We start from the raw sequence: 22,068 nt of genomic DNA, 5'->3' as shown, positions 1-22,068 counted from the left end.
CTAATTCATTATTTCAATTTAATTCATGCACATATTCAGGTTCGCCTTTGAGATACTGTATAATAAGGCGGGCTGTTTTTTCTGACACACCTGTATCCCCCACCCGGCTTGAAACTTCGTGGTAACCGGCAATCATGTCTTTCCGGTAAGCTGTTTCCGGCAATAACTGCTCAAGCTCGGCCCGGATATTCTGAATGGTACAGTCTCCCTGGATCAGTTCTTTCACTATCGGTTTGTCAACAATTAAATTAACCAACGAGATATATTTCACACTTAATACGGCCTTGGCAATATAATACGATAATGTATTCAACCGGTAACAAACAACCTGCGGTACATTAAACAGACAGGTTTCCAGTGTTGCTGTACCGGAAGCTACTACAGCTGCGCGAGCATGCAGCAGCAGATCATATGTTTCATCGGTAACGATTTTTACATTGTGTCTTTTGTATGGTTCGTACATAGCAGAATCCAGATTAGAAACGGCTGCTATCACAAACTGTATATTAGGAAAATCAAATGCGACTTCTACCATCCGATCCAGCAACATGGTTACTTCCTGAAACCGGCTGCCGGGAAGAATGGCTACCAGTTTTTTCTCTGCATTTAGCTGATGCTTCTGTATGAAGTTATTATTCGGAGTGAATGAGGCTATGGCATCGCGCAAGGGATTGCCTACATAATCTACTTTGTAGTCATACGTTGCGAAAAACTCTTTTTCAAAAGGAAGAATCACAAACATATGATCAACCAGCTTTTTAATTTTATACGCACGTTTGGTATTCCAGGCCCATACCTTCGGAGAAATGTAATAAAATACTTTTATATTATTTTCTTTACAGAACGCCGCGATCTTCATATTGAAGCCTGAAAAATCTACCAGTATAATTGCATCCGGCTGAAACGCTAGAATATCTTTTTTTGCTTTGCGTAATACGTTAAAAATCGTGAACAGATTTAAAAACACTTCTACAAAACCCATAAACGCAATGTCTTTGTAATGCGCATGAAGCTTCATACCTGCTGCTTTCGACAAATCGCCGCCTATCCCACGAATTTTAGCTTCAGCATCTTTTGTTTTTAATGCCTTGATTAAATTAGATGCGTGTAAATCACCGGAACGTTCACCACAGATTAAATAATATTTCATAGTAGCAGGTTAAAAGGATCATATACGTATATGTCCCTGAACTTGTTGTCTTTATTTTTTGTACTTACTCGCCGAAATATTCCACGTAGTTGCGTGGTGTTTCATACAATTTGATTGAATGCAGCTTACCTCTGCCATCAGAAAGTGTTGTGATATGCGGTTCAAGTATCTTCCAGAATTCATACGCCAGTATTTCTGTACTGGCCATTTTTCCGATCATAAAATCTACATCCAGATTCAGATTTTTATGATCTACTTTATCCGTTACTTTTTCACGGATCAGGGTGCTTAATTTTTTAAGGTCAATGACAAACCCTGTGTCAGGGCTCGGCTCACCTTTTACTGTAACAATCAAATCAAAATTATGGCCATGCCAGTTTGAATTTGCACATGGCCCAAACATTTCAGCATTTTTTTCCTCCGACCAGGCCGGATTATATAGTTTGTGTGCTGCGTTAAAATGTTCTTGTCTGGATACGTATATGATCATAACGGCATTGATTTTTCCTCATACAAAGGTAGCAATTGTAGCTAACATATCAGATGTTTTTATCGCTGGTCTTTAACAATAAGTACAGGAAGAATGGTACACCAATCAAGGACATCAATATGCCGGCTGGTATGCCTTGCGGCGGAAACAACTGACTCGAAAGCATTTCACAGATCATTAAAAATACTCCTGATAAATAACACAGTACAAGGATGAATGCACGTGTCTGTCTGTAGTTAAAAAGAATACGCACCATATGCGGCATGATCAAACCTATAAAACCGATGGGGCCGACCATACTTACCGCCGCTCCCGTAAGCATGGATGAAAGCAGTAACAATACAATGCGGTAGCGCTGAACGGGTACACCTATTCTGTTTGCATTTTCTTCACCAAGTTCCATGATCTGGAATGCGTTGAAAAACAGCATTGACAGGAGTATGAGCGCAGATACAATGCCTGCCATTACAGCAACTTTTTCCCAGCTTGCTGTTTGAAAAGAACCGAATGTCCAGAAGATAATATTTTTCCAGGACTGGTCTGCACCGGATGTATAAAGCATTAATGAAAGTAAGGCAATGGCTAAACTGGATATGGCAATACCTACCAGTATCATCCGGTATGGCACGATCCGTCCGTTAACGGTTGAAAGAAATAACGAGACGATATTTGTACCGAATGCTCCGGCAAATGTTAACACAAGCAAAACGGATAAACTCGCGAAACCCGGCGCCAGCCAGATATAAAATACGGCTGCAAACAACGATGCTCCGGCTGAACTGCCCAATACATAAGGGTCTGCCAATGGATTGCGTACAAGTACCTGCATCAGATAGCCGGATAAACCCAGGGCCGATCCGGTTAAAAGTGCTAATAACAATCTTGGCATACGCAATTCGATCCAGATTACATTGTTCATAGAACTGCTGTCAAATTGAAACATTGCTTTAGGCAATGCATGAATCGTTTTTACATCTAGCGTGGTTCCTGCAGCGAGCAGAAAAACAACAACCAACAGTGCGGCTATGTACAGGATGGCTTGCTTCATTTTGATAATATGGAAACAAGTGAATCTTTAAGTATCGGTAGTCTGATACCCGGCCTGCTCATAATAGAATCATCGATCACAAACAGCTGGTTCGTAATGTAGCCTTTGCATTGTTTAAGCAACGGATAGGTTTCAAAAAAAAGCTTCTGCTGATCGGTTGAATTAAAAATAAAAACATCCGGATTTGCCCGCAAAATATATTCTACATCTACCGTCGGATAAGCACTTTGAATGGTTTCAACACAATTTTTACCACCGGCCTGTTCAATCAATTCTGAAACAAATGTTGTTTTACCAAATACATAAATAGGTGAAACAGATGTAACTGCCAGGCATGTTTTCGCATGCTGTACAGATGTATGCATAGTATCGGACTGCATGGATGTTAGCCAATGTTTATATGTTGCAGAATCCCCTTTTGTAATCTCAACAAGTGTTTTCGTGCTGGCATATATTTCATTCAGCAGATCATATTTCTGCACATAAACAGCCAGATGCAGTTGCTCCAGCTTGTCCAGTTCCTGTACACTGATCATCCCCTGTTTAACCAAAATCAAATCCGGCTTCAAACGTACAACGCCTTCTATATCTAATGGATAATTGTTTACAGCAGGAATAACTTTTACACCTGCCGGGTAATCGCACCATACGGAACGCCCTATTAATCTAGAAGTATCTGAGAACGTATATACTAATTCGGTTATGGAAGGTGTAAGACTCAGAATTCTTTTCGGATTGACAGAAATGCTGACATTCCTGCCCAGATCATCTTTACGCACATAGAATGATTCAATTACACGATCCTCCTGCTTTGAGTTGCAGGATAGTATTGAAAGAACAAAAAGTATGCACAAGTAAATAGAATATCTCATCGGTTCAGAAAATAATTAGTAAATTTAAGCCAAATATTTGAATATAATCACGAAGTCTTATGATGGTTGTTACAGGTGCGGCTGGATTTATCGGAAGCTGCTTAATTCAACGCTTAAATGAGTTGAATTTTAATTTTATCGTTGCAGTAGATCATTTTGAAAATCCCGAAAAGAAAAAGAATCTGGAAAATAAAAAGATTCAGGAGTATGTGGACCGTGATGATTTTTTCGATTGGCTGGATAAAAACAACAAACATGTTGAATTCATCTTTCATATAGGCGCACGCACTGATACAACTGAATTCGACAAAGCAATCTTTGACAGACTGAATGTTGCCTATTCAAAAAACATGTGGAACGCCTGTATCAAGTATCAGATACCCCTTGTCTATGCTTCTTCTGCTGCAACGTATGGTAATGGTGAGTTTGGCTACGATGATAATGAGCAGAAAATCCCGCAATTAAAACCATTGAATCCATATGGTGATTCTAAAAATGATTTTGATATCTGGGCATTACAACAGGAGAAACAACCATTCTTCTGGGCAGGCTTAAAATTCTTTAACGTTTACGGACCGAATGAATATCATAAAAGCAGAATGGCTTCGGTGATCTTCCATGCGTTTCATCAGATAAAAAATTCCGGAAAGATGAAATTGTTCCGTTCACACAAAGCAGAATATACAGATGGCGGACAGATGCGTGACTTTGTGTATGTGAAAGATGTCTGCAACGTAATCATCTTCCTGATGAATCACCGCAAAAACAGCGGCATCTATAACTTAGGAAGCGGTACAGCCAGAACATTCCTTGATCTTGCCAAAAATACGTTTAAAAATATGGAGGTAACGGAAAATATTTCTTTCATTGATACGCCCATAGATATCCGTGATAAATATCAATACTTTACAGAAGCCAATATGGGCAAACTTAAAAGCATTGGCTATACGGATACATTCCATACCCTGGAAGAAGGTATTAAAGATTATGTAAAAAATTACCTGATACCAAATAAATACTGGTAGCCGGGCATATTGCATATGCCCGGGTATGCAATACATCTTAATCTGGGCGTATGCAATACATCTTAATCCGGGCGTATAGCAATACGTCCATACACCTATGAAATTGGAATTTCTATATCAGATCAATGAATTTGATGAACATGCCGTTCGTTTATCAGACTTTAATTCCGCGCAGGCACGTGCTTTCAGAGATGCTGTACAACAAGTTGTACTGACTGAAAAGAAAGCGCTGGATGTACATACATTAGATTTTGTTGAATCTGTCAACTGTTTGTTTACGCTACGAATCGCAGCAGAAGATCTGGGTATTGAAGAGGTTGTTGGCAAGCATCTCTATTGCGACCTTACAACTGCGGGATATAAAAATATGGTCAGACTGCTGGAACCTTTCTGCAACAAAGAGTCAAAAGGTTATGAGTGGCTGTATGATATAGATACTCCGATTGGTTTTTTATTTTCTGCGGGAGACCAGAGTTTAAAGTAACAAATAAAAAGATTGCGCTATGGCTAAGATTGAATTAAAAAAATACGCGCAATATTATTTTTTCTATAGGCATTTGGCCCCCATGGTGTCAAAATGCTTTCAATATATACTTATACAGTACATCGGAATAATAATAGTATTTGTCAGTGTACATCTAACAAGTTTTACTTAAATAAAAAAGTCCTCACGCTTATCAGCATGAGGACTTCTATATTATACGGTTAATTTTTAAAAATATTTTTTATTGTTTGTATACAATCGGAATCTCGTTTAGTCTGCCTTCAGAGACAGTAATATTTTTAATGGTACCGTCATTCATTACTACACGTAATGCCATTTCAAATGTGCCGGATACAACTTTATTGTTTTCGTCGATCTTATCTAACTGAACATAACCTGTTGAAGGTTTTCCAATTAAGCTGGTTGAAGGATCTTCGTATCGGATATAAGCAGCTCTGCTCTGCTGAGATAAATCTATTTTAGATTGTTGTACGGGATTCATAAAGGTGAATTTTATGAAACGGTCATTGCTAAAAGAAAGTTGATATTCACCACCGGTTATTTTTCTATAGCTGCCGGTTATACCTTCTATAACAAATGGTTTCCCATTGATATAATATGTAAATGTCCCCTTCTTATTAATTGTGGGGTTGTTTGATACAAATGAACTTGAAGATAAAAATACACTTAATAGTATTCCGAAGGCTACAAAATTCTTTACCATCTACAATTTCTGTTTAAATATTCAACCTTTAACCTATACGAATATAATAAAAAGAAGTTTAATTATGATAATATTACAGTACTATTTTTTAGTAAAAAAATACAATATTTCATAATCAAATAAAAATGAGATAGTTAAATACTATCTCATTGAGTAATTATTTAGTATAATTTTGCGTTTATTGCGCTTCTTCTTCCAGTTTATGGACTTTAACCAGTAAAATGCTTTGTTTATTTTTCTTCAAAATTGTGAATTGATATCCTTCAAACGTTAGTTTTTCACTTAAATCCGGAATCCGTGTAAAGATCTTAATGAGTAAGCCGGCTAAGGTATCGTATTCAGGTCCTTCGGGTAACGGAACAGGTAACCATTCATTCACATCCTGTATGTTTGCGAGCGCATTTACCACAAACTCATTCGCTGAAACCTGTTCTACAACAGGTGCTTCATCATCATGCTCATCCTGAATTTCACCGACCAGTTCTTCAATGATATCCTCAATGGTAGTGATTCCGGATACACCACCAAACTCATCTATAATAATAGCCATGTGTAAATGCTTAGCCTGAAGATTTTTGAGCAGTTCATTTATTTTTTTTGTTTCAGGAACAAAGTATGGCTGCCGCATGGCTGACTGCAGCTTAATCTGTTCCCCTTTATTCATCATCTTCAACAGATCTTTGGTATATAAAATACCTATTATATTATCGATGTTGTCTTTATATACAGGTAGCCTTGAATACCCTTCATTTACTATTTTATTCAACACATATTCCAACGGCAGATCAATATCAATTGCGTTGATGCTGGTACGCGGCGTCATAACCTGGCGAACGGTAACATCAATAAAGCCGAAGACATTTTTAATAAGCTGATGCTCATTTGGATTCAATGCACCACTCATTTTCCCCTGATCAATAAGTAATTCAAGTTCTTCCGCTGAATGCAGTTCTTTTTCTCCAACACTGGCGAATCCGGAGATCTTAAGGATGAATGTAGCAAAGCCATTTAATAAAAAGATAAATGGTTTGAAAATCAGATAAAAAGCTTTTAATGGATAGGCGATGGCTAATGTAACATCTTCTGCACGCTGAATAGCAATTGACTTAGGGGCAAGCTCCCCAAAAACAATGTGCATGATTGTTATGAATGTAAATGAGATAACAATCGAAATTTCATGCATGTATAATTCCGGCAATGAAATTGACATCAGGTCAAACACAATCAGCACCAAAGGCATTACAACCCGCTCTCCTGCCCAGCCTAATCCGAGACTGGCTAAAGTAATACCAAATTGAGTAGCAGATAAATAGGCATCTAAATTTTCAAGAATCGTTAAAGAAACCTGCGCCCGGGAGTTGCCCGTTGCAGCTTTAACTTCCAGTTGTGAGGAACGGACTTTTACAATGGCAAATTCGGCGGCAACAAAAAAACCATTTAAAATAACGAGAAAAAGGGTAACGCAAATATAGAATAAGATCATTGAAGTATTAATAGGCTGTTATGTTACAACCAATTAAGATGTTTAATACAAATATACAATTTTAATGGATTACTTTATATGTATCCCATTCATAAAATAAGGCTAGAACGCAGATAATTCAGCACAGAATAAAAACAGTTTTTTACCAATATGTATGAAAACCGAGGGTTATAAACATTGACGTTTAGAAACATTATAAATAAGCTAAAAACCTTTTTTTTTGACTGAATTTACATATTTTTGATGGATTATTATATGTAGAAGTATAGTATCAGGCCCAACTTCTTATGAACAATAAATACGCTGAATATCTTCCTATCGCCATTCAATTAATGGTGACTCTTGGTTTTATTTCTGTAACCTTATTATCAAGCTGGTTATTAGGTCCAAAAGTAAAATCAAAAAAGAAATTAGATGCCTTTGAATCAGGTTTAGATCCGGTAGGCAATGCCCGGGTACAGTTCTCCATCAAATATTTTTTAGTAGCAACCTTGTTTGTACTGTTTGATGTGGAAGTAATTTTCTTCTATCCATGGGCTGTAAACTTTAATTATTTCGCTGAAGCTGTTAATAAATGGGAAGGTTTTGTAAAAATGCTTCTGTTTATGACTTCGTTATTAATTGGATTCATCTACGTTATCAAGAAAAAAGCTTTAGATTGGGAATAACAACCTTTTTATTCAATTGTTTGTTTAAGTAGGTAAAATAGACCCAAACGCATCCAGAATATGAGTGATATAAAAATAGAAGAAAAACCAGACGGACTGGAAGGTCCGGGTTTCTTTGCCACATCATTAGATTCAGTAATCGGTTTAGCACGGAAAAACTCTTTGTGGCCGCTACCGTTTGCAACGTCTTGTTGCGGAATTGAATTCATGGCTACAATGGCATCTACATACGACATTGCGCGTTTTGGTGCTGAACGTCCAAGCTTCTCTCCCCGTCAGGCGGATGTCTTGTTAGTAATGGGAACCATTGCAAAAAAAATGGGTCCGGTACTTCGTCATGTGTACGAACAGATGGCAGAACCAAAATGGGTTGTAGCGGTTGGTGCCTGTGCATCAAGCGGTGGTATCTTCGACACCTACAGCGTACTTCAGGGCATCGACAGAATTATTCCGGTGGATGTGTATGTTCCGGGCTGTCCCCCACGTCCTGAACAGATTATACAAGGCTTAATGCGTGTGCAGGATCTGGCATCAACGGAATCACTTCGCAGACGCGAATCTCCTGAATACAAAGCATTACTTGCTAAATACGAGATTGAAGAATAATTCAAGCACTTCCATGGGAACACTTACAAATCAACACATCATAGATTCTCTTATCAATCGTTTCGGCGATAAAATAATTTCTACAGAGGAATCGTATGGTATGCTTACCATTACTATTGAAAGAAGCTACAACATGAATGTGTTGAATTTTCTTTACAGTGAAGCATCCTTAGGTTTTACTTTTTTAACTGACCTTACGGGTGTTCATTATCCTCAGGGCGAAGATTTATTAGGTGTTGTTTACCACCTGCATAATTTACCTGAGAATATCCGTATCCGCGTAAAAGCATTCTTTCCTAAAGCAGATCCGTATATTGATTCGGCAACAACGCTTTTTCAGGCAGCAAACTGGATGGAAAGAGAGACCTATGATTTCTTCGGGATTATATTCACCGGTCACCCAAATCTGATCCGCATTTTAAATGTAGATGATTTAGGATACCACCCGATGAGAAAAGAATACGCGTTGGAAGATCCAACACGTCACGATAAAGATGATTCTTTCTTTGGTAGATAATTGATATACACATGATCACTACAGGCGGAAATAAGCAGGAAATCGACCACATGGATAATGACCATTTAACTACGTTAAATTTAGGTCCTACCCACCCTGCCACACACGGCGTATTTCAGAATATTCTAAAAATGGATGGTGAACGCATTGTTGATGCAGTACCAACAGTTGGTTATATTCACAGAGCATTTGAAAAGATTGCAGAACGCAGGGCATTCTATCAGATCACAACGCTTACCGATCGTATGAATTATTGCTCGGCTCCATTGAACAACATGGGCTGGCACATGACGGTTGAAAAGCTTGCAGGTATTGAATTACCTAAACGCGTAGAATACATGCGGGTGGTAATTATGGAATTATCACGTATTGCGGATCACCTGATCTGTAATTCGATCTTAGGTGTTGATGCCGGAGCCTTCACCGGTTTCCTATACATTATGCAATCACGTGAGCAGATCTATGAAATATTTGAAGAGATCTGTGGTGCACGTTTAACAACAAACATGGGTCGTATTGGTGGCTTTGAAAGAGATTTCAACGACATCGCAATGCGCAAAATAGATAAGTTCCTGGCAGACTACCCTGCTGTATTGACTGAATTTGAAAACCTGTTTAACAGAAACCGGATTTTCATGGACAGAACAATCGGTACCGGTGGCATCACGGCTGAACGTGCCTTAAACTACGGCTTCACAGGCCCGAACTTACGTGCCGCAGGTGTTGATTACGATGTACGCGTTACCTCACCATACAGCTCGTATCAGGACTTTGATTTTACAATACCTATTGGTATCAATGGTGATACATACGACCGCTTCATGGTTCGTAACAAAGAAATGTGGGAAAGCTTAAGCATCATCCGTCAGGCGATGGAAAAAATCAAAGCGTTACCCAAAGGCGTATTCCATGCTGAAGTGCCGGACTTTTATCTTCCTCCCAAAGAAGATGTGTATTCACAGATGGAAGCATTGATCTACCACTTTAAAATTGTAATGGGTGAAACTGAAATTCCGAAAGGTGAAGTGTACCATTCGATTGAAGGAGCCAATGGTGAATTAGGCTATTATTTAGTAAGCGATGGCGGTAGGACACCTTACCGCTTACACTTCCGCAGACCTTGCTTTATCTATTACCAGGCATATCCTGAAATGATCAAAGGTCAATTAATTTCTGATGCAGTAGTTACAATGAGTAGTCTGAACCTGATTGCAGGTGAAATGGACGCTTAATTATATAAACGGATGGAACAAACACAACAGCAATTCCAGTTTTCTGAAGCAAGCCTGAAAAAAATTCAGGAGATGAAAGCACGTTATCCGGAAGGCAGACAAAAATCAGCGTTATTGCCCGTGTTGCATATGGCACAGGATGAGTTAGGCGGCTGGCTTCCTGCCCCGCTTATGGATTATGTTGCTTCCCTTTTAGATATCACTCCGATTGAAGTATATGAAGTAGCTTCGTTCTACTCCATGTACAACTTAAAGCCGGTTGGCAAGTGCATGTTTGAATTTTGTCAGACAGGGCCGTGCTGCCTAAACGGTGTTGAGGAACTGATCGAATATACGGAAGACAAACTTGGAATTAAACTGAATCAGACAAGTGCTGATGGCAGATTCACCATTAAAGCGGTAGAATGCATGGGTTCATGCGGTACAGCTCCAATGGCTCAGATCGGAACCTATTATTACGAAAATCTGACGAAAGAAAAGATTGATAAAATCATCGAAGTATTCGGTCAGCCGGATTTTGATCCATTTAAAAAATACGCAATCTAATGGCTACAAAATTACTACTTGAACACATCAATGTACCCGGAATCGAAACCTATGAGGTGTATCGTTCGAAGGGTGGTTACAGAGCAGTAGAAAAGGCTTTAAAGACAATGTCTCCTGACGATGTTATGGAGGAGGTTAAGAAGTCCGGACTTCGTGGCCGTGGTGGCGCCGGTTTCCCTACAGGTATGAAATGGAGTTTCCTGGACCGCAAATCCAATAACCCGAGATACCTGGTATGTAACGCCGATGAAAGCGAGCCGGGCACATTCAAGGACAGATACCTGATGGAAAAAAATCCTCATATTTTAATTGAAGGATTGATTGTATCCAGTTATTCCCTTGGTTCTAACAGTACCTACATCTACATCCGTGGTGAATATAAATGGATCGTTGGTATTCTTGAAAAAGCAATCGCTGAAGCCAAGAACGCCGGCTTCCTTGGTAAAAATATTTTAGGTTCGGGATTTGATCTTGAGATCTATGTAAATAATGGTGGCGGCGCGTATATCTGCGGTGAAGAAACGGCATTGATCGAATCACTGGAAGGTAAGCGTGGAAACCCGCGTATCAAACCTCCCTTCCCTGCCATCTCTGGTCTTTACAACTGCCCTACGGTTGTAAACAATGTTGAGACACTTGCTACCGTAACGCCGATCATTAATATGGGTGGTGATGAGTACGCAAAGTTAGGGATTGGAAAAAGTACCGGTACTAAATTAATTTCAGCTTGTGGTCATTTAAACAGACCTGGTGTTTATGAAATTGACCTGGGGTTACCTGTTGATGAGTTTTTAAATTCAGATGAATATTGCGGCGGTATCCGCAAAGGTCACGAATTGAAAGCCGTGATTGCCGGAGGTTCTTCGGTACCGATTCTTCCTGCTGAATTATTCATGCGAAACGCTGCCGGTGAAGCACGTTTAATGAGCTATGAATCGTTATCAGACGGAGGTTTTGCAACCGGTACGATGTTAGGTTCAGGCGGATTTATCGCTATGGATGAAACCACATGTATCGTTCATAACACATGGACACTGGCTCGCTTCTATCACCATGAATCATGTGGACAGTGCAGCCCTTGCCGCGAAGGCACAGGATGGATGGAAAAAGTCCTGCACCGTTTAGAATTCGGTCATGGTCACATGCATGATATCGACCTATTGGTTGAAATTGCTTCAAAAATTGAAGGAAATACCATCTGTCCGTTGGGTGATGCTGCGGCATGGCCTGTAGCTGCTGCTATCCGTCACTTCCGCGATGAATTTGAATATCACGTTACACACGCTAGTTTAGTAAAAGACAGCCGTAAGGCACATCTTCCAAATTATAAAACTGTAACAGTTTAATCGAGGCTCACATTATGTCACAACTGTTCAAAATAACAATAGACGGAGAAACAACCGAAGTAGCGCCGGGAACAACAATCCTGAATGCTGCCAGACAACTTGGCGGTTCGCTTGTTCCTCCTGCCATGTGCTACTACTCCAAACTAAAAGGGAGCGGTGGTAAATGCAGAACATGTCTGGTTGAAGTTTCTCAAGGATCTGAAAAAGATCCGCGTCCGATGCCTAAGTTGGTTGCATCCTGCTCTACTCCTATCATGGATGGGATGGTAGTAAAAAACTTAACATCACCTAAAGTAATTGAAGCACGTAAAAGTGTGGTCGAATTCTTATTGATCAACCACCCGCTGGATTGCCCGGTATGTGATCAGGCAGGTGAATGTCACTTACAGGATTTATCTTACGAACACGGAGCTGCACGTTCCCGCTACGAAGAGGAACGCAGAAAATTTGACCGCATTGATATCGGCGACAAGATCCAGTTACATATGACACGCTGCATTCTTTGCTACCGTTGTGTGTTTACTGCAGATCAGATCACAGATAAGCGTGTACATGGTATCATGTTCCGTGGCGACAAAGCTGAGATCTCTACTTATATTGAAAATGTAATTGATAATGATTTCTCCGGAAACGTTATTGATGTATGTCCGGTTGGCGCATTAACAGATAAAACATTCCGTTTCAAATCACGTGTGTGGTTTGTGAAACCAATGGAAGCGCACAGAGATTGTCCGAAGTGCAGTGGTAAAACAACTGTATGGTTAAGCGACAATGAAGTATACCGTGTTACAGGCCGGAAAGATAAATATGGCGAACTGGAGGAATGGATCTGTAACGACTGCCGTTTCGAACATAAAAAAATCACTGATTGGGTAATTGACGGGCCGAGAGCAATCGATCGCCATTCCGTTATTTCATTGAATAAATATCAAAAAGGAATTAAAGTTGAAGCACCGAAGAAAATAGGATATGGAAATACCCGTTGAGTTTTTACTTGAAAAAACAATCATTGTTACTGCCGTTTTTACCATATCGCTGGTAATAGCAATGTACAGTACATACGCAGAACGTAAAGTTTCAGCGTTACTTCAGGACCGTATCGGCCCGAATAGAGCGGGGCCATTTGGTTTGCTACAGCCGTTGGCAGATGGTGTTAAATTCTTTATGAAAGAAGAGATTATTCCTTCTTCTGCAAACAAAGCACTGTTTATCCTTGGGCCTTCTATTGCCATGATGACTGCCTGTTTAACAGGAGCGGTTATTCCATGGGGAAGTTATCTGGAGATCGGCGGCGATCAGATAGCGCTGCAGGTAACAGACATCAATATTGGTGTGCTTTATATTTTCGCTGTTGTATCGATTGGTGTATACGGTGTAATGATCGGTGGCTGGGCTTCTAATAATAAGTTCTCTTTAATGGGTGCTATACGGGCTTCTTCTCAAATGATCAGTTATGAAATTGCAATGGGTTTATCCATCATTGCTTTAGTAATGACAACAGGAACATTAAGTATCGGTGAAATTGTTCAGCAGCAGACAACAGATTGGTGGAACATTGTTTATCAGCCATTGGGTTTCTTCATCTTTATGGTATGTTCATTCGCAGAATGCAACAGAACTCCATTTGACTTACCTGAATGTGAAGCGGAACTTATCGGCGGATATCATACAGAATATTCATCCATGAAATTAGGGTTGTACTTATTCGCAGAATACATCAACATGTTTATCTCTTCTGCCGTAATGAGTGCATTCTACTTCGGCGGGTATGATATTCCGTATATCGAAACACTTGGTTTAGATCAGAATACAGTAACCATTTTAGGTACGCTGTTCTTCTTTACAAAAATCGTCTTATTCATATTCTTATTCATGTGGGTTAGATGGACATTACCACGTTTCCGTTATGATCAGCTAATGAATCTTGGTTGGAAGATTATGATTCCGATGGCTATCATAAATATTATTATTACTGGTGCATGTATATTGTTATTCTAAGTTAAAAAGCCATGCAATTAACAAACAGATCCAAAGTAGTTGTAGATAAAAAGATGACCTTCATGGAAAGGATATATATCCCTTCCATCGTAAGCGGAATGATGATTACGCTTTCCCACCTTTTTAAAAAGAAGGCTACTATTCAGTATCCGGAAGTACAACGTGAATTTGCTTTTGTATACAGAGGCAAGCATATTCTGAAAAGAGACGAACAAGGAAGAGAAAACTGCACAGCCTGCGGGTTATGTGCCGTATCTTGTCCGGCAGAAGCAATTACGATCATTGCCGATGAACGTAAAAAAGGCGAAGAGCATTTATACAAAGAAGAAAAATATGCTTCTTTGTATGAGATCAACATGCTGAGATGTATCTTCTGTGGCTTATGCGAAGAAGCTTGTCCGAAGGATGCCGTTTACCTTACGGAAGAATTAGTGCCTGCGCAATACAACCGCAAGGACTTTATCTATGGTAAAGATAAACTGGTACAGCCACTGGGAACCAGTGCCCATCCTAAGACTTACAAACCATATAAAAAATAAGCATTCACAGAAATCACAATGGGTAATATCTTATTTTATATCTTATCTGGAATTACGCTATGCAGTGCATTGTTCGTGATCCTTTCTAAAAATCCTGTATATAGCGTATTGTCATTGGTAATTACATTTTGCTGTATTACCGGTCATATGCTATTGTTATCTGCGGACTTTTTAGCAGTCGTTAATATCATTGTTTACGCCGGAGCCATCATGGTATTGTTCCTGTTTGTAATCATGATGCTGAACTTAAACGATGCGGCGGCTCAGCCGAATAAACCGTTCCTTAGTAAACTGGCTGCATGTGTTTCGGGCGGCTTATTATTGATCTCTCTGGTTTATCTGCTAAAAGGATATCAGGTAGGAAGCATTGATATGTCAAAGCTTGATCACAACTTCGGCAGTGCGCAGGAATTGGGTAAAATTTTATTCAATCAATTTATCCTCCCTTTTGAAATCACATCTGTATTATTCCTTTCTGCCATGATCGGTGCAGTAATGTTGGGTAAAAAAGATTTAAAAGATTATTAATAACTAAACGTTATGTCTGAATATTTAATCCTTTGTAGCATACTATTTTCTTTGGGTGCTTTTGGCGTATTGTACCGGAGAAACATACTGGTCATGTTCATGTGCATCGAGTTAATGTTGAATTCTGTAAACTTATTGATGGTTTATTTTTCTGCATTGCACAATGACCAGTCCGGTCAGGTGTTTGTATTCTTTATCATGGCTGTTGCAGCCGCAGAAATCACTATTGGTTTAGCGATCCTTGTCATGATATTCAGACACCTTGGATCAATCAATATTGATAGTTTAAAGAAACTCAAGTGGTAATTAAAAGTATAATTGTATCATGATGGAATTTGTTTGGCTAATACCAGCGCTACCTCTACTTGGCTTTCTGATATTAAGCTTATTTAATAAACACATACCTAAATCTGCTTCCGGCTATATTGCCAGTGCAATGATGTTAGGTTCATTTGCTATTGTTTTAACATTGTTATGCAAAGCTGCAGGCGGCGATTTAACAGCTACTACTGTAACCGTATTTGACTGGATTCATGTTGGTGATCTGAAGCTTGCGTTATCTTTTCAGATAGATAATCTATCTGTTTGGTTTATGTCGATCATTACGGGTGTTGGCTTTTTAATACATGTGTATTCAATCAGCTACATGCACGACGATGAAGGTGTGACACGCTATTTCTCTTACCTGAATTTGTTTGTATTCTCCATGCTTTTGCTGGTAATGGGGTCAAACTATGTAGTGATGTTTACCGGCTGGGAAGGCGTAGGTCTTTGCTCCTATTTACTGATCGGGTTCTGGTTTAAAAATCAGGCATACAATGATGCGGCTAAAAAAGCTTTTATCATGAACCGTATCGGAGATCTGGGATTCCTGCTTGGTATGCTTTTAATCTACAACCAGTTCAAAAGTCTTGAATACAGCGTAGTTTTTGATCAGGCATTAAAGATTATAAATCCGAATGAACCATCCGGTATTATTTTCGCAATCACGATGTTATTATTTGTAGGTGCGATGGGTAAAAGTGCTCAGATCCCGCTTTATACCTGGTTACCGGATGCGATGGCAGGCCCTACTCCTGTTTCAGCATTGATCCACGCGGCTACCATGGTTACTGCAGGTATCTACATGATTGCCCGCTCAAACATTCTGTACAGCATGGCACCATGCACGTTAGATATTATTTATGTAGTTGGTACAGGTACTGCGATTTTAGCCGCGTTAATTGGTTTAACACAAACCGATATCAAAAAGGTATTGGCGTATTCAACCGTGAGTCAGTTAGGTTTCATGTTTATGGCTATTGGCCTTGGAGGTTATTCTGCGGGTGTATTCCATGTAACAACACATGCTTTCTTCAAGGCATTGTTATTCTTGGGTGCGGGCAGTGTTATTCACGCAATGGGCGGCGAGCAGGATATCCGTAAGATGGGTGGTTTAATGAAAAAACTCCCGATCACCTTTATCACATTCATCATTGCAACATTAGCGATTGCCGGTATTCCTCCGCTTGCAGGTTTCTTCTCAAAAGATGCGATCCTTGCTTTAGCGTTTGAATCCAGTCCGCTTAAATGGGGCTTAGGTGTTTTCGCTGCCTTGTTAACTACATTCTATATGTTCAGAATGTTATTCCTTACATTCTTCGGTGAATTCAGAGGAACAACGCATCAGAAAGAACATCTGCATGAGTCTCCGTTGTTAATGACAATCCCATTGATGGTGCTGGCATTACTGACAGTAGTAAGTGGTTTCATTGAAATCCCGCACGTATTTGTACACGAAGGCAGCAACTGGTTCAGCCATTATTTAGCTGGTGCAAACATTGCTTTGCCAGCAGCCTCTCACCTTTCAGCTGAAACTGAATTCGTACTTATGGGTTCTGCATTGGTATTGGTTGTGTTGGTTATCATAACAACATATGTGTTATATGTTTCTAAAAAGACATTACCGCCATCGTCTGAAGCCGAGCTTTCATTTATCGATAAACTTTCATACAATAAGTTCTATGTAGATGAGCTATATGATACCATCATTGTAAAACCGATTGCTTTCTTATCTGATTTTACAAGTACGTTCATTGAAAAACAATTCATTGACAGGATTGTAAACTTCTCCGGAAAATCTGTTCAGTGGAGCGGCAAAACAATTCGTTATATCCAGTCTGGTGATGTAAACACATACGCCATCTTTATGGTGATTGGAATTGTAGTTATCTTATTTATCAACTTAGTACTGTAATACATCTGTCAGACATGATTACGACGCTTTTAATATTCTTCCCTCTTGTTGCAGCATTAATCGTATTTATTGCTGGTCAACGTATGGCTCCGGCAATAGGGATTATAGCAACTCTTATTGAATTTGCATTAGGCATTTTCGCTTACGTTAATTTTGATGCAGCAGCAGGCTGGAACTATGAAATAGTTCTGCCATGGATCAGCACATTAAATATTAATTATGCCGTGGGTATGGATGGTATAAGTCTGGCATTGGTTTTATTAACCACCTTCTTATTACCGCTTATATTGCTGGCTTCTTTATCCGGTTCATTAAAAAATAAAAAAGGCTTTTATGTGCTGGCACTTATTATGCAGTCTGCATTGATTGGTGTATTCACATCAAAAGATTTATTTCTTTTCTACATTTTCTGGGAATTAGCATTAATACCTATCTACTTCATCTGTTTATTGTGGGGTGATGAAAACCGTAAATTTGTAACGTTTAAATTTTTCATTTACACATTGTTTGGTAGCTTGATTATGCTGGCGGCAATTATCTATTTGTATTCCGTTGCTCCGGTAAAATCATTTGCAATGGAAAACATCTACAATACATCTTTAACTACCTGCGAACAGGTATGGATATTCGCTGCGCTGTTTTTAGCGTTTGGTATTAAGATGCCTGTATTCCCGCTCCATACCTGGCAGCCGTCTACCTATACAAGTGCACCAGTAGCAGGTACCATGTTATTAAGCGGTATCATGTTAAAAATGGGTATTTATGGCGTGATCCGCTGGATCTTACCTGTGCTTCCTACGGCATTAATGGACTGGGGCTGGTTAGCGATGTTACTTGCCATAATCGGTATTATCTATGCATCCATTATTGCTATTAAACAATCAAACTACAAAACGCTTATTGCTTATGTATCGATTGCACACGTTGGTTTGATCGCAGCAGGTTTATTCACAAATTCAGTTGAGGGTTTACAAGGTGTGATTGCACAAATGCTGGCGCACGGTGTAAACGTTGTCGGAATTTTATTTGTAGTTGAAATTTTATTAAACCGTACCGGAACATTAGAAATAGCTAAACTTGGCGGGTTAAGAAATCAGATGCCGCAGTTCGCCGTATTCTTTGTGGTGATCATGATGGCAAGTATTGCGCTTCCTTCAACAAATGGTTTCGTTGGCGAATTCTTATTATTTGTCGGTATTTTTAATATCAATCCGTATCTGGCTGCAGTTGCAGGTATAACCATTATCCTGGGAGCTGTTTATATGTTAAGCTCGTATCAGAAAATCATGCTTGGTGAAGCACGGTCTGAATACGACGGTGTAGTTGATTTAACACTCCTTGAAAAAAGCATTTTAATACCAATAGTGATCGTAATTTTCGTACTTGGTTTGTTCCCGAATCTGATTTTAGATTTAACGGAACCAGCTGTAAATGGAATTTTACATTCGGTACATAATTCAATCCCTGTTGCAAACTAAGTAGAACATTAAAAGGAATATGAACGCAATAATTCTTATATCTGTATTAGGTATTTTATCAATGATGTCTGAATTCATTGGTCTAAAGAAATTGATTTACCCGATCATACTTATTTCATTGATTGGAATACTTGGTTACAATGCCTGTACATTCTGGAATAATCCGGAAACACACTATGGTATGTTAGTACACAATAACTACTCAGTAGCATTCGGTTCTTTACTGATCACAATAACGCTATTCTGGTTTATCCTTTTCCGCTCTTCTTACAGCTCAGGTGAATTCAATCAGGGAGATCATTATGCATTGATTTTATTTTCAACAGTTGGTGGGTTGGTACTGGTTTCGTTCAGCAACATGTCCATGCTTTTTCTGGGTGTTGAAATTCTTTCCATCCCATTATATATATTGGCCGGAAGCAGAAAAAAAGATCTGCACTCTGTTGAATCATCCATTAAATATTTTATCCTCGGTTCATTTGCAACGGGTATCATGTTATTAGGTATCGCATTGATCTACGGAGCTACAGGATCATTTGATTTTGCAACCATTGAAAAAACTGCTTCTGCTGATCCGTTATTCTTTATCGGGATTACATTGCTTTCCATTGCGTTTGCCTTTAAAGTATCAGCGGTACCATTCCATTTCTGGGTGCCGGATGTATACAGCGGTGCACCAACATTCATTACAGCTTTCATGTCTACCTTTGTTAAGGTTGCTGCTTTTGGTGCCTTCTACCTTATGCTGGACAGTATCTTTGAATCTGTACCTACCTATTTATCTCATACTTTAATAGGTTTGTCTGCGCTGACAATTGTAGTAGGAAACATAGCAGCTTCTTACCAGGATAATGTTAAACGTATGCTTGCATTTTCAGGGGTTTCACAGGCCGGTTATATGTTAATGGTCTTCCCTATTTTAACGATTAGTGCTAAAACATCTTTGTTCGTTTATTTAGCAGGTTATGCAATAGCCAACCTGATTGCTATTTATATTGTTCAGGTAGTAGAAAAATCAAAAGGTGATGCACGTGTTGAAAATTTCAGCGGCTTAGGTAAATCAAATCCATTCTTAGCATTTGTATTATCTTTATCTTTAATTTCCTTAGCAGGTATTCCTCCGGCAGCAGGTTTTTTCGGTAAATTTTATTTATTCACCGAAGTAATCCATGCGGGTAACATTTACTTAGTTTTAATTGCTATATTGGGTTCATTAATCAGTGTGTATTATTACTTCAAAACCATTATTGCTATGTATAGCGGTGAAGAAGTTTCAACATTAACTAACCCAGCATTCGGATTTACTTCAGTTATCCTTGCGATTATGTCAGCACTTGTTGTACTGATTGGTCTGTTTCCGGATATCTTGTTGCAAATAGGAATGAATATATAGATGGACATTTTCGAATTATACCATAACATTACCAATCCAGAGGTAATCATTAAAACAGGAGGATTATTTTTAATCCTCCTTATCATTTTTGCGGAAAACGGCGTATTCTTTGGTTTCTTTTTACCAGGCGATACCTTGTTGTTTACGACCGGCTTATTGTCTTCTACAGGTAAGTTTGATGTGCCTATTGTAACCCTGCTGATCAGTATTTCCATAGCCGCCTATCTGGGCAGTTTATTCGGATATTTTTTCGGGGAAAAAACAGGAAGCAGGCTCTTTACCAAAGATGATTCCCTTTTCTTTAAGAAAAAATACATGTTTGCTGCTGAAGCATTCTTTATCCGTTACGGTGCCGTAGCCTTAATCATGGCCCGTTTCCTTCCTATTATCCGTACCTTTGCGCCAATTTTCTCTGGTATCGTCCGGTATCCGTACGGTAAATTCCTGCTTTATAACATCATTGGCGGAACACTTTGGGTGGTGAGCCTTGTTTACGGCGGCTACTTATTAGGACAGGTTGTTCCGGAATCAAAAGATTATCTGGAACATATAATTCTTGGCATCATCATTATAACCTGGATACCTGTAGTTGTTACCTATATAAAAGAGCGTAATCGGGCTAAAAAAGCAGCAGAAATTACAACTGATTCAAATTCTGACCGTTGAATCTATTTTGCTTTTTTTTTCGTATTTATATGGTAGGTAGAAATTAATAGAGTATAATTGTAGTTGGTTTACCAGGCATGGCCTTAATTTATATATGAACAACGAAGCTTCATTTTGGATCATTTTTAATGTTAGTATTTTAACGCTACTCACGTTAGATTTATTCGTTTTTAATAAAGGAAATAAAGTCGTTACAACAAAATCGGCTTTACAATGGAGCGCATTCTGGGTTGGATTGGCTATGGCCTTTAATATATTCGTATATTACTGGAAAGGCCGCGAAGCTGCAGAACTCTTTTTTACAGGTTATATCATTGAGGAATCCTTAAGCGTAGATAACTTATTTGTATTCATGCTTATCTTCAGCTATTTCAGGGTACCTTCTGAGTATCAGCGTAAAGTATTATTCTGGGGAATTATTGGCGCCCTTGTTTTAAGAGCGTTATTTATTGTTGTTGGAATTGAACTGATCGAACACTTTGACTGGCTTTTATATATTTTAGGAATATTCCTGGTGTATACAGGTGTAAAAATGCTGTTCTCCAGCGACGACGACGAGATTGACCCGGAGAACAATATTATTTTAAAACTTACCAATAAATTTATCCGCGTAACAAAGACGTATGAAGGAGATAAATTCTTTGTCCGCAAAGAAGGTATCTTATATGCCACGCCCCTTTTTATTGTTGTGCTGATTGTTGAAAGTACAGATGTTGTTTTTGCTGTAGATTCCATCCCTACAATCCTTGGTATAACAACGGATACGTTTATTGTATATACATCAAACGTATTTGCTTTGTTAGGTTTACGTTCTCTTTACTTTGCACTTTCAAGTGTTATGAAGTTATTCCATTATATCAATTACGGACTTGCTGTAATTTTATCTTTTGTTGGAGTAAAACTATTGATCCACTCCTGGTATGAGATTCCGCATAAATATGCATTATCTTTTGTTGTGCTTTCTTTGGGTCTTTCTGTATTGGCTTCCTGGTTATTCCCGAAAAAAGAAAATGAAAAACTAAATTTCTAATTCATCATT

Annotated in this window: 24 protein-coding genes; 18 read left to right on the top strand and 6 right to left on the bottom strand. The window is 38.9% G+C overall.

Annotated elements, in window-relative coordinates; all coding sequences use genetic code 11:
* Positions 1-13: 13 nt before the first annotated feature.
* The 4 genes from lpxB to CHU_RS06755 all read right to left on the bottom strand — a co-directional run bounded on the left by lpxB (position 14) and on the right by CHU_RS06755 (position 3,560).
* Entirely contained in the window at positions 14-1,150 is a 1,137-nt protein-coding gene (gene lpxB / locus CHU_RS06770; RefSeq protein WP_011584777.1) for a lipid-A-disaccharide synthase, read from the bottom strand.
* A 64-nt stretch (positions 1,151-1,214) separates the two neighbouring features.
* Positions 1,215-1,637: a 6-pyruvoyl trahydropterin synthase family protein gene (locus CHU_RS06765; RefSeq protein ID WP_041932635.1), complete on the bottom strand. Its 423-nt coding sequence runs from the start codon at positions 1,635-1,637 to the stop codon at positions 1,215-1,217.
* A gap of 52 nt (positions 1,638-1,689) precedes the next feature.
* Positions 1,690-2,688, bottom strand: coding sequence for a FecCD family ABC transporter permease (locus CHU_RS06760; protein ID WP_011584775.1), 999 nt, complete (start codon positions 2,686-2,688; stop codon positions 1,690-1,692).
* On the bottom strand, positions 2,685-3,560 hold the full coding sequence (locus CHU_RS06755; RefSeq protein WP_011584774.1) for a helical backbone metal receptor: 876 nt from the start codon (positions 3,558-3,560) through the stop codon (positions 2,685-2,687). The genes CHU_RS06760 and CHU_RS06755 overlap by 4 nt, the downstream gene beginning before the upstream one ends.
* A gap of 59 nt (positions 3,561-3,619) precedes the next feature.
* Here CHU_RS06755 and rfaD point away from each other — a divergent pair, with 59 nt between their 5' ends.
* Positions 3,620-4,585: an ADP-glyceromanno-heptose 6-epimerase gene (rfaD, locus tag CHU_RS06750; protein ID WP_011584773.1), complete on the top strand. Its 966-nt coding sequence runs from the start codon at positions 3,620-3,622 to the stop codon at positions 4,583-4,585.
* Positions 4,586-4,682: 97 nt separating this feature from the next.
* A complete protein-coding gene (locus tag CHU_RS06745; RefSeq protein ID WP_011584772.1) occupies positions 4,683-5,069 on the top strand; it encodes a hypothetical protein in 387 nt (128 codons plus the stop codon).
* A gap of 241 nt (positions 5,070-5,310) precedes the next feature.
* On the opposite strand, the gene CHU_RS06740 is transcribed toward CHU_RS06745, so the two are convergent.
* Together CHU_RS06740 and CHU_RS06735 are read right to left on the bottom strand one after the other, a co-directional pair.
* Positions 5,311-5,793: a hypothetical protein gene (locus CHU_RS06740; protein WP_011584771.1), complete on the bottom strand. Its 483-nt coding sequence runs from the start codon at positions 5,791-5,793 to the stop codon at positions 5,311-5,313.
* Positions 5,794-5,971: 178 nt separating this feature from the next.
* Positions 5,972-7,276, bottom strand: coding sequence for a hemolysin family protein (locus tag CHU_RS06735; protein ID WP_011584770.1), 1,305 nt, complete (start codon positions 7,274-7,276; stop codon positions 5,972-5,974).
* A gap of 287 nt (positions 7,277-7,563) precedes the next feature.
* Between CHU_RS06735 and CHU_RS06730 the strand changes: the two genes are divergently transcribed.
* From CHU_RS06730 to CHU_RS06655, 16 genes are all read left to right on the top strand, one after another.
* Positions 7,564-7,944, top strand: a complete 381-nt coding sequence (locus CHU_RS06730; RefSeq protein ID WP_011584769.1) for an NADH-quinone oxidoreductase subunit A — start codon at positions 7,564-7,566, stop codon at positions 7,942-7,944.
* Positions 7,945-8,004: 60 nt separating this feature from the next.
* A complete protein-coding gene (locus CHU_RS06725; RefSeq protein ID WP_011584768.1) occupies positions 8,005-8,550 on the top strand; it encodes an NADH-quinone oxidoreductase subunit B in 546 nt (181 codons plus the stop codon).
* 13 nt (positions 8,551-8,563) lie between these two features.
* A complete protein-coding gene (locus CHU_RS06720) occupies positions 8,564-9,067 on the top strand; it encodes an NADH-quinone oxidoreductase subunit C (protein ID WP_041932244.1) in 504 nt (167 codons plus the stop codon).
* A gap of 11 nt (positions 9,068-9,078) precedes the next feature.
* Positions 9,079-10,299: an NADH-quinone oxidoreductase subunit D gene (locus tag CHU_RS06715; RefSeq protein WP_041932243.1), complete on the top strand. Its 1,221-nt coding sequence runs from the start codon at positions 9,079-9,081 to the stop codon at positions 10,297-10,299.
* 12 nt (positions 10,300-10,311) lie between these two features.
* The gene (gene nuoE, locus CHU_RS06710; protein WP_011584765.1) at positions 10,312-10,845 is read left to right on the top strand and encodes a complex I 24 kDa subunit family protein; all 534 of its coding nucleotides are present in this window, start codon (positions 10,312-10,314) and stop codon (positions 10,843-10,845) included.
* The gene (gene nuoF / locus CHU_RS06705; RefSeq protein WP_011584764.1) at positions 10,845-12,191 is read left to right on the top strand and encodes an NADH-quinone oxidoreductase subunit NuoF; all 1,347 of its coding nucleotides are present in this window, start codon (positions 10,845-10,847) and stop codon (positions 12,189-12,191) included. The genes nuoE and nuoF overlap by 1 nt, the downstream gene beginning before the upstream one ends.
* A gap of 14 nt (positions 12,192-12,205) precedes the next feature.
* A complete protein-coding gene (locus CHU_RS06700; RefSeq protein ID WP_011584763.1) occupies positions 12,206-13,177 on the top strand; it encodes a 2Fe-2S iron-sulfur cluster-binding protein in 972 nt (323 codons plus the stop codon).
* A complete protein-coding gene (nuoH, locus tag CHU_RS06695; RefSeq protein WP_011584762.1) occupies positions 13,161-14,189 on the top strand; it encodes an NADH-quinone oxidoreductase subunit NuoH in 1,029 nt (342 codons plus the stop codon). The genes CHU_RS06700 and nuoH overlap by 17 nt, the downstream gene beginning before the upstream one ends.
* An 11-nt stretch (positions 14,190-14,200) precedes the next feature.
* A complete protein-coding gene (locus CHU_RS06690) occupies positions 14,201-14,728 on the top strand; it encodes a NuoI/complex I 23 kDa subunit family protein (RefSeq protein ID WP_011584761.1) in 528 nt (175 codons plus the stop codon).
* Positions 14,729-14,746: 18 nt separating this feature from the next.
* Positions 14,747-15,256 (top strand): NADH-quinone oxidoreductase subunit J family protein, encoded by a 510-nt coding sequence (locus CHU_RS06685; RefSeq protein ID WP_011584760.1) that lies wholly within the window; start codon positions 14,747-14,749, stop codon positions 15,254-15,256.
* Between the two features lie 12 nt (positions 15,257-15,268).
* Positions 15,269-15,562 (top strand): NADH-quinone oxidoreductase subunit NuoK, encoded by a 294-nt coding sequence (gene nuoK / locus CHU_RS06680; RefSeq protein ID WP_011584759.1) that lies wholly within the window; start codon positions 15,269-15,271, stop codon positions 15,560-15,562.
* A gap of 19 nt (positions 15,563-15,581) precedes the next feature.
* The gene (nuoL, locus tag CHU_RS06675) at positions 15,582-17,492 is read left to right on the top strand and encodes an NADH-quinone oxidoreductase subunit L (RefSeq protein WP_011584758.1); all 1,911 of its coding nucleotides are present in this window, start codon (positions 15,582-15,584) and stop codon (positions 17,490-17,492) included.
* A 14-nt stretch (positions 17,493-17,506) separates the two neighbouring features.
* Positions 17,507-18,970 carry a complex I subunit 4 family protein gene (locus tag CHU_RS06670; RefSeq protein WP_011584757.1) on the top strand — a complete coding sequence of 488 codons (1,464 nt, stop codon included), beginning with the start codon at positions 17,507-17,509 and terminating at the stop codon, positions 18,968-18,970.
* A 19-nt stretch (positions 18,971-18,989) separates the two neighbouring features.
* Positions 18,990-20,363, top strand: coding sequence for an NADH-quinone oxidoreductase subunit N (locus CHU_RS06665; protein ID WP_011584756.1), 1,374 nt, complete (start codon positions 18,990-18,992; stop codon positions 20,361-20,363).
* Positions 20,364-21,029, top strand: coding sequence for a DedA family protein (locus CHU_RS06660; protein WP_011584755.1), 666 nt, complete (start codon positions 20,364-20,366; stop codon positions 21,027-21,029).
* 94 nt (positions 21,030-21,123) lie between these two features.
* The gene (locus tag CHU_RS06655; protein WP_011584754.1) at positions 21,124-22,059 is read left to right on the top strand and encodes a TerC family protein; all 936 of its coding nucleotides are present in this window, start codon (positions 21,124-21,126) and stop codon (positions 22,057-22,059) included.
* The last annotated feature ends 9 nt before the right edge of the window (positions 22,060-22,068 follow it).

Origin of the sequence: Cytophaga hutchinsonii ATCC 33406 (assembly GCF_000014145.1) — a bacterium.
GTDB classification, from domain to species: domain Bacteria; phylum Bacteroidota; class Bacteroidia; order Cytophagales; family Cytophagaceae; genus Cytophaga; species Cytophaga hutchinsonii.
The sequence above is the reverse complement of the archived record's forward strand: the minus strand, read 5'-3'. Positions and strand labels throughout refer to the sequence as shown.